Consider the following 7,642-nt stretch of genomic DNA (forward strand, 5'->3'; position numbering starts at 1 on the left):
GGGATCGCGCGGGCACCCGCGGGTCACCCACGATATCGCCAGCGTCTCTGCCCCGCTTGACCGTCACGGCGCCCCACACTTGACGGATCGTGCACACGCGGCGGGGTTTTCCCTGGGCGTATCCCCATGCCTGTCCGGCCCAGGCCTGCCCATCTGGTAGGCTAGGTCACCACGGAGGGCTCGACATGGTTCACGAACTGGCATTGTCCACCGATGCGATCGCGGCGGCAGACACCCCCGCCGCCTGGCGCGGCTGGATGGCGCATCTGTTCGACGGCCTCGATTCGGACGTCTACGGCGACCCGACCTTCCAGGCGCGCCTGCGCTCGGCGCGGCTGGGCGAACTGGTCGTCACGCACCTCGAGGCCGATCGCCACCGGGTGCAACGCGGTGCGCGTCAGGCCGGCACGGGGGGATACGTGAAGATCGTCGCGCCGTGGCAGGGCGTCGCCACGGTGGAACAGCACGGTCGTCAGGTGCAGGTTGGTCCGGGAGGCTGGGCCATCTATGACACCACCTGCGGCTACGAAGTCACCAACCCCGGGCGATCCGAGCACCTCATCATCATGCTGCCCAAGGCGCGGCTCGCGCAGGGCGGATTCGCGCTCGCGCCGTTGATGGGCCGACAGGTGGGCGGCGAGCAAGGCGTCGGGCGCCTCGCGCTGGACACCATGCGTGCTGCCGCGCGTGAGCTGGCGCATCTGTCAGCGCCCGCAGCGCATGCCACCAGCACCATGGTCACGGATCTCGTGCGTCTGTCGCTGGAAACGCTGGCCGGGCACACCGAAACCACGCAGGTCAACGAACGGCACGCGCGCATCCAGGGATTCGTCGAACGCCATCTGCGCGACCCTGGCCTGAACCTGGACACCATCGCGCAAGCCCTCGGATGCAGCAAGCGCCAGCTACACGCGGCGTGGCGCGGTCAGCGTCGCACGCTCGCCCAGGACATCCAGCACCGTCGGCTGCAGGCGTGCATGCACGACCTGGCCGACCCCACCCTGGCCGGACTCACCATCACCGATATCGCCTTCTCGTGGGGCTTCAACGCAAGCGAGCACTTCAGCCGGGTCTTTCGCGAGCATGCGGGCATGTCGCCCAGTGCCTTTCGGCAAACCGCTCGCCAGCGGCCGCCACGTGCCGGGCGCTAGTCTCCGCCCAGGGTGGATTGCCCGGCCGTCGGCGCATCGCGGCGAATGATGCTGAACTCGCCGTTCGCCTCGAGATAGACACGCCGAAGCTCGCCGAGTGAAGCGACGCCCTTCAACCGCAACTGTTCCATCAATTCTGAACGGGTCAGGTGCTCGCGGCGCATGCCCGACGCCACGATGCGGCCATCACGCACCAGACACACCCGGCTGGGTTCGATGAAGCGCCGGAATGAGGGCACGTAATAACCCAACCGGTCGACGATCACGCTCCAGCCGACGATCGTCGCTGCCACGTACATCCCATCCGCCAGCGACTTGGAGCCTGCGGACATGGCGTCGCCCGCGGCATCGGCCACCATCACCAGCACGAGCAGATCGGCCACGCTCAGCGAGCCGATGTCACGCCGGCCCGACAGGCGCAGCAACAGGAAGAGGAACCAGTACATGACCGTGCCGCGCAGCGCCATTTCGGCAAAACCGGCCTCGGGGGTGAAGAGATCGAAGAAGTCCATGGCGGGGCTACGGGAATGAAGACCCTGCCAGTATGCCGGGACGCGGCGAGGCCAGCTTGGGCACGCCGATTGCTTTAGGTATTTGACCGGCCCTCTGCTGGGCTCAGGAGAAGATCCATGACCTACAAGGAAATCCACGTCACTGACGCGAAGGCCAACCTGATCACCCTGCTGGTGTCTGACGAGGTGACGGGGAAACCGGGTCTGACTGCCGATCATCCGGCCTGCTGCGATCTGCAGGGCCGCGCGGCAGCGCGACTGGACGGCAACCGCTTCCGTCTGAGCGACGGCACCATCGTCTGGGCGAGCCGGCCGCTCGCCACTACCGAGACCTTGAACGCCTGAGGGCCGCACCGGTGCGGGCTGGCGCCTCGCGCCGGCCATAGACAGCGCGGGATCTCGCAGCAATACGTGCAGCAACTCAAACAAAGCCGCACAAAACAAAAAAGCCGCCCGAGGGCGGCTTTTTTGCGGTATCTGGCGGAGCGGACGGGACTCGAACCCGCGACCCCCGGCGTGACAGGCCGGTATTCTAACCAACTGAACTACCGCTCCAGGTACATCTGGTACTGCTTGACTTCGTTTTCTGCTGCGTTTTCAGCAGAGAAATGAATTATGCCCCAGGTTTTTGAAGTTGTCAAACACTGTGATGAAAATTGATGAAAATTTTCTTCGCCGTGTCTGACCCACCTTCGGCAAGTCCCTGTCAGCGAACCTCTCGGGCCTCGTCCAGCAACCACGCGCGAAACTGCGCCAGGGCCAGACGTTCCTCGCGCTGAGCGGGAGCGACGAGATAATAGCTGCGCTCACCCACCAAAGGCAAGTCGCACGCGACAACCAGATCGCCACGGGCCAATTCGTCGTCGATCAACATGCGAGGAATCAGGGCGAGCCCCATCCCGTGCACCGCTGCGACTGCCGTCATGGAGAAGAGCTCATAGCGCGGACCCCGCAAGGCGTCCGGCGCCATCACCCCTGCGGCATCGAACCACTGCCGCCACCCCTGCGGACGCGTGCTCTGCTGCAATAGCGGCAACGTGGCCAGCGCGGCGGGTGGCATGCCTGGGGTGAAGCCGGAGAGCGTCGGGCTGCACACCGGCACCACGTCTTCGCGCATCAACAGCGTGGCGCTCGCACCCGCCCAGTTGGCCACCTGCTCAGGCGTACCCGCATACAGGGCCGCGTCGAAATCCGTGTCCGCAAAGAGAAAAGGCCGCGTGCGCGTCTCCAGGTGCACCGTGAGTTCTGGATGCCGCGCGGCGAGCCTCGGCAAACGCGGCAGGAGCCAGCGCGTGGCGAAGGTGGCCACGGCGCCCAGCGACAACGAACCGCCGCCCTGGAACCCTGCCGCATCCTGCGTGGCGCGTTCGAGCGAGGCCAGCAGTCGGCCCGTCTGACGCGCATAGTCTGCGCCGCAAGGGGTGAGCACCACGCCGTGCCGCGTCCGGCGAAAGAGCGCCGCGCCCAGGAAGCCCTCAAGGGCGGCGATCTGGCGCGACACCGCGCCCTGGCTCATCGCGAGTTCCTCGGCCGCGCGCGTGTAGCTTTCGTGCCGGGCCGCGGCCTCGAAACAGGCCAGCGCCTGCGTGGAAGGGATCTTTCGTCTCATGACATGTCAATCCGGCATTCGAGCCCACGATGGAATATCGCCAGCAGCTGCATGACAGACATAGAAAGTGCCGATGCCATCTCGCCACCCGTGCTCCCTGCATGCTGCCGCCGAGTCATGCATAAACCACATAACTGCTTGCATATTACTCGCTTGCGCCGGCCCGCCACGCGCGATTACCATCGGCCATCCGCCTTCGACGGCCGCGAGATCGGCCGCCTGCCCTGCGGGCATCAGGCCGGCCCCACCGTTATCGCATCCGCCTCTCTGGAGACATCCCATGGCGAACGCCGCATTCCAATGGAACGACCCGTTCCTGCTCGACCAGCAGCTCACCGACGAAGAGCGCATGATCCGCGACGCCGCGCGCGCATACTGCCAGGACAAGCTCGCCCCGCGCGTGCTCAACGCCTTCCGCAATGAGCAGACCGACCCGGCCATCTTCCGTGAAATGGGCGAACTCGGCCTGCTCGGCCCGACGATCGCGCCGGAATACGGCGGCCCCGGCCTGAACTACGTGGCCTATGGCCTGATCGCCCGTGAAATCGAAAGCGTCGATTCGGGCTATCGCTCGATGGCCAGCGTGCAGTCGTCGCTGGTGATGGTGCCCATCAACGCCTTCGGCACGGAAGAACAGAAGCAGAAGTTCCTGCCCAAGCTCGCCACCGGCGAATTCATCGGCTGCTTCGGCCTGACCGAACCGGACCACGGCTCGGATCCGGGTTCCATGGCCACCCGCGCCTACAAGACTGACGGCGGCTACAAGCTCGTCGGCAACAAGATGTGGATCTCCAACAGCCCCATCGCCGACGTCTTCGTCGTGTGGGCCAAGGAAGTGGACACGGCCGGCAACGTGGGCCCGATCCGCGGCTTCATCCTCGAGAAGGGCATGGAAGGCCTGACCGCCCCCGCCATCCATGGCAAGGTCGGCCTGCGCGCCTCGATCACGGGTGAGATCGTGATGGACAACGTGTTCTGCCCGGAAGAGAACGCCTTCCCGGAAGTGCGCGGCCTGAAGGGTCCGTTCACGTGCCTGAACTCGGCGCGCTACGGCATCGCCTGGGGCGCCTTGGGTGCCGCCGAAGACTGCTGGCACCGAGCCCGCCAGTACGTGCTCGACCGCAAGCAGTTCGGTCGCCCCCTGGCCGCCAACCAGCTGATCCAGAAGAAGCTCGCCGACATGCAGACCGAGATCGCCCTCGGCCTGCAGGGCTGCCTGCGCCTGGGGCGCATGAAGGACGAGGACAACGCCGCGGTGGAGATCACCTCCATCCTCAAGCGCAACTCCTGCGGCAAGGCCCTGGACATCGCCCGCTTGGCGCGCGACATGATGGGCGGCAACGGCATCTCCGACGAGTTCGGCGTGGCCCGCCACCTGGTCAACCTGGAAGTGGTCAACACGTATGAAGGCACGCACGACGTGCACGCCCTCATCCTTGGCCGCGCCCAGACCGGCATCGCCGCCTTCGGCAACTGAGGTAGGACGGCAGGCCGCCTCGCGGCCTGCGGTGCAGACGGGGCCGCCTTGCGCGGCCCCGTCGTTTTGCATCGCCTATCATCGTGGCATAGCCACTCTGCCCGCCCCGCGAGCCGATCCATGCGATTCGAACACATCATCCAGATCAACGCCCCGCACGATCCCTCTCTGCCGCTGCTCTCGCGCGAACAGGTGTGGCGCGGTCTGGCGCTGCGCGCCTACGACCCCGCCCACTTCATCATCGGTCTCGAAGGCTGCGCGATCGAAGATCACCAGCGTGAGGACACCGGCCGCGAACATCTCGCGCGCACCCTGCACTTCGGCAGCTTCGAAGTCCACGACCGGGTCACGCTGGATCCCATGGAGCAGACCCGCGTCGAAGTCGCGGCGACGGACAAATGGCCGAAGTGCACGGCCACCGCCCAGATCGAGGAGCCCGAGCCGCTGTCGATCTTCGTGCGCTTCACCTACGAATGGGACGATGGCGACGCCGCCGAGCAGGTCCTGTCCGACGACGAGCGCCAACTGCGCCAGCAGGCCTGCCAGGCCATGGACATGGATACGGTGAGCCGGATCCGCGAGCTGGCCTCGGGCGGGATGGCCTGACACCAGGCGACCTGCGGCCGTCCAGGCGTCATGGCGGATGGCCCAGGCGCCGCGTGCCAGCCGCGCAACGTCCCCGTCTTGGCCGATATAGGTGGCATGCCTCATAATAGGGGATCACAGATCGTCCTTGTGCCGCCATGCACGCCGAACACCAGCCAGTCCTCCCGCCTGACTCCCCTGCCGAACAACTCGAACGCGCCCGTGAACGCTCGCCATTGCTTGGCCGGCCGGGGTTTCTGATCCGACGCCTGCATCAGATCCACGGCGCGCTCTTCCAGGAAGAGACTGGGGCGAGCGGCATCACGCCCGTGCAGTACAGCCTGCTCACGGCGTTGAACCGCCGTGGCGAACTCGATCAGATCAGCATCGCGCGCGAGATTGGGCTCGAACGCACGACCGTGGCTGAGGTATTGACCCGCCTGGAGACGCGCGAATTGGTCACGCGCCGCCCCCACCCAGAGGATCGACGCGTCCGGCTCGTCAAGCTCACGCGCGCCGGCAAGGCGCTGGTGCGGCGCATGGCGCCCGCCGTGCAGCGCGCGCACGACCGCACGCTCGATCCGCTCTCGGCGCAGGAGCGCGACGTTCTGATGCTGCAACTGGTGCGCCTGGTCGAGGCGAACAACGACGCCGGCGCCGTGCAGTTCCGGCTGTAGACCGGGCGCCACGGCACACCAAGCACACGCGGCGCGCCTTGCTCACCCTCCCAGATACGCGCGGCGGATCTCCGGGTTGGCGAGCATGTCCTGCGCCGCGCCCTCGCACACCACTCGCCCGGTCTCCAACAGGTAGGATCGATCGCACAACTCCAGCGCCGCGTAGGCGTTCTGTTCGACCATCAGCACCGTCGTGCCCTCGGCGCGAATCTCGTCGACCAGGGCAAACACTTGCTCGACGAAGTTGGGCGCCAGGCCGAGCGACGGCTCGTCGAACATGAGCAGCCGGGGCCGTGCCATCAACGCCCGCGCAATCGCGAGCATCTGCTGCTCGCCGCCGGACAAGGTGCCGGCGGGCTGCGCCAGGCGCTCGCGCAGCCGGGGAAAACGGTCGAGCAGGCCATCCAGGTCCGCCCGCGCACGCTGCCGATCCAGCCGCCGATAGGCCCCCATCTCCAGGTTCTCGCGCACCGTCAGTGCCGGAAAGACCCGTCGCCCTTCCGGGCAGTGCGCGATGCCGCGTTCGATGATGTCCTGCGGGCGCGCGCGCTCGATGGGCCAGCCCTCGAACGTGATGCTGCCACCCTTGAGCGGTTCGAGCCCGCTGATGGCGCGCAAGGTACTGGACTTGCCCGCGCCGTTGGCGCCGATGAGCGTGACCAGTTCGCCCTCCTCCACCGAGAGCGAGACGTGATCAACCGCCACGGTGCTGCCGTAGTGCACACTGATGTCTTCAAGCTTGAGCACGTTTGAGCCCCGATCCGAGATAGGCGCGGATGACTTCCGGATGCTGCTGGATCACCGCGGGCGGGCCCGCGGCGATGCGCTGCCCCTGGTTGAGAACGACGATGTCGTCCGAGATACTCATCACCATGTGCATGTCGTGTTCGACCAGCAGTACGGTGATGCCCTGCTCGCTGATACGCCGGATCATGGCCTTGAACGCGTCGGTTTCCGACGGGTTCAACCCGGCTGCGGGCTCGTCCAGCAGCAGCAACCGGGGCTGCGCCGCCAGCGCGATTCCCACGCCGAGCAGACGCTGCTCGCCATAGGCGAGGTTGGCGGCAAGTTCATGCGCGCGGGGGGCGAGGCCGAGAAAATCGAGCATCGTCTGGACCTGCGCACGCAGCCTGGCCTCCTCGCGCAGGAACGCCGGCAAGCGCAGCAGCGAGCGCACCAGACCCACGCGCCCCTGCAGGTGATAGGCCGTGAGCAGGTTGTCGAACACCGTGCTCTGGCCGAACACGCTGGTGCGCTGAAAGCTGCGCACCAGCCCGCGCGCGGCGATCTCGTGAGGCGCACGGCCCACGATCTCCTCACCGAACAGGGTGACGCTGCCCGCCGTGGGCCGCATATAGCCCGAGATCACGTTGAACGCGGTGGTCTTGCCGGCGCCGTTCGGCCCGATCAGGCTCACCACCTGGCCCGGCTGCACGTCCAGCGTGACGTCGTTGAGCGCGACCAGGCCCGCGATGCGCATCGTGACGTCGCGCAGCGACAGCGCCGTGGCACCCGCCGGTGCGCTGGCGGCGGCATCCTCTGGCAATGCGCTCATGACGCCGCCCTCCCGACGCGGGCAGCCACCGAGGCGGGCGGCGCAGCGGGAGCGGCGCTCGCGCGGGTGGCCTGCG

The 7,642-nt window shown here is 67.0% G+C and carries 9 protein-coding genes and 1 tRNA gene; 5 read left to right on the forward strand and 5 right to left on the reverse strand.

Annotation, left to right across the window (positions count from 1 at the left end; all coding sequences use genetic code 11):
• The first annotated feature begins 185 nt into the window (after nt 1-185).
• Nucleotides 186-1,151 (forward strand): AraC-like ligand-binding domain-containing protein, encoded by a 966-nt coding sequence (locus IMZ29_RS11420; protein WP_253207048.1) that lies wholly within the window; start codon nt 186-188, stop codon nt 1,149-1,151.
• On the opposite strand, the gene IMZ29_RS11425 is transcribed toward IMZ29_RS11420, so the two are convergent.
• Complete coding sequence (locus IMZ29_RS11425; RefSeq protein WP_216183814.1) at nt 1,148-1,663, reverse strand: DUF421 domain-containing protein; 516 nt, start codon at nt 1,661-1,663, stop codon at nt 1,148-1,150. The genes IMZ29_RS11420 and IMZ29_RS11425 overlap by 4 nt on opposite strands.
• 117 nt (nt 1,664-1,780) lie before the next feature.
• Here IMZ29_RS11425 and IMZ29_RS11430 point away from each other — a divergent pair, with 117 nt between their 5' ends.
• Nucleotides 1,781-2,008, forward strand: a complete 228-nt coding sequence (locus IMZ29_RS11430; protein WP_216183816.1) for a hypothetical protein — start codon at nt 1,781-1,783, stop codon at nt 2,006-2,008.
• Between the two features lie 133 nt (nt 2,009-2,141).
• Here IMZ29_RS11430 and IMZ29_RS11435 read toward each other — a convergent pair.
• Both IMZ29_RS11435 and IMZ29_RS11440 read right to left on the reverse strand, forming a co-directional pair.
• Nucleotides 2,142-2,218 (reverse strand) — tRNA-Asp (locus IMZ29_RS11435).
• A 151-nt stretch (nt 2,219-2,369) separates the two neighbouring features.
• On the reverse strand, nt 2,370-3,272 hold the full coding sequence (locus IMZ29_RS11440; protein WP_216183818.1) for a LysR substrate-binding domain-containing protein: 903 nt from the start codon (nt 3,270-3,272) through the stop codon (nt 2,370-2,372).
• Nucleotides 3,273-3,552: 280 nt separating this feature from the next.
• On the opposite strand from IMZ29_RS11440, the gene IMZ29_RS11445 reads away from it, so the two are divergent.
• From IMZ29_RS11445 to IMZ29_RS11455, 3 genes are all read left to right on the forward strand, one after another.
• The gene (locus IMZ29_RS11445) at nt 3,553-4,749 is read left to right on the forward strand and encodes an acyl-CoA dehydrogenase (RefSeq protein WP_216183820.1); all 1,197 of its coding nucleotides are present in this window, start codon (nt 3,553-3,555) and stop codon (nt 4,747-4,749) included.
• A gap of 120 nt (nt 4,750-4,869) precedes the next feature.
• Complete coding sequence (locus tag IMZ29_RS11450; RefSeq protein ID WP_216183822.1) at nt 4,870-5,355, forward strand: AtaL-like protein; 486 nt, start codon at nt 4,870-4,872, stop codon at nt 5,353-5,355.
• A 137-nt stretch (nt 5,356-5,492) separates the two neighbouring features.
• Nucleotides 5,493-6,011, forward strand: a complete 519-nt coding sequence (locus IMZ29_RS11455) for a MarR family winged helix-turn-helix transcriptional regulator (protein WP_216183824.1) — start codon at nt 5,493-5,495, stop codon at nt 6,009-6,011.
• A 42-nt stretch (nt 6,012-6,053) separates the two neighbouring features.
• On the opposite strand, the gene IMZ29_RS11460 is transcribed toward IMZ29_RS11455, so the two are convergent.
• Both IMZ29_RS11460 and IMZ29_RS11465 read right to left on the reverse strand, forming a co-directional pair.
• Nucleotides 6,054-6,758 (reverse strand): ABC transporter ATP-binding protein, encoded by a 705-nt coding sequence (locus tag IMZ29_RS11460; protein WP_216183826.1) that lies wholly within the window; start codon nt 6,756-6,758, stop codon nt 6,054-6,056.
• The coding region (locus IMZ29_RS11465) for an ABC transporter ATP-binding protein (RefSeq protein WP_371820241.1) at nt 6,745-7,642 on the reverse strand (898 nt) is incomplete at its 5' end. The genes IMZ29_RS11460 and IMZ29_RS11465, both read right to left, overlap by 14 nt.

The organism is Verticiella alkaliphila, from assembly GCF_018904615.1.
Classification (GTDB): Bacteria; Pseudomonadota; Gammaproteobacteria; order Burkholderiales; family Burkholderiaceae_B; genus Verticiella; species Verticiella alkaliphila.